The following is a 594-nucleotide window of genomic DNA, read 5'->3' as shown; positions in this document are numbered from 1 at the left end:
ATCCAGCCCTTTTCCTGCTCAAGCCCTTTAATCTGATCTAGAATAACTTGTCTGCGTTTATCCGGATCCGCCATTACAAATTGTTCTTTTAACGTTTCTTCGTACCGTGCCGGCTGCTCGATGATTGCGCTATCGCCCAAGAAACGATGTCCCTTTGTTTCACGGGCCGTCTCGACACCAGCGATGCTAAATGGCACCACTTCATTTCCGAATAAGGCAATCAGCCATTTAATCGGACGGACGAAGCGGAGCTCTTGATTGGCCCAACGCATGTTTTTCGGGAACGTCATGCCGCTGATGATTTCAGCAAGCTCAGATAAAAGCTGTACAGTCGGCTGTCCTTTTATGAATTTATTCACATGGGCATATTCCACACCCTTGAGTTCTTTAAAATAAATATCCTCTGAAGTCATGCCTTGGCCCCTGACAAATCCCAATGCGGCTTTAGACCAATTGCCTTCGCTGTCCAAAGCTCTTTTCTTAGCCGGTCCTTTTGCTTCTTCTTCAATATCCTTTTGTGATTCTTCCACGTCTTTCAGCAATATGGCCAAACGTCTTGGTGTGGAAAACGCTTCAACTTCTCCGAATTCAATC

General features: G+C 45.8%; 1 protein-coding gene. It reads right to left on the bottom strand.

All coding sequences use genetic code 11. The features are described from left to right. Positions 1 to 594: glycine--tRNA ligase subunit beta (locus tag SB773_RS29940; RefSeq protein ID WP_410593814.1), on the bottom strand; the 594-nt coding region annotated here is incomplete at both ends.

It is taken from the genome of Bacillus sp. SIMBA_074, from assembly GCF_046534555.1.
Taxonomy (GTDB): Bacteria; Bacillota; Bacilli; order Bacillales; family Bacillaceae_G; genus Bacillus_A; species Bacillus_A mycoides.
The sequence above is the reverse complement of the archived record's forward strand: the minus strand, read 5'-3'. Positions and strand labels throughout refer to the sequence as shown.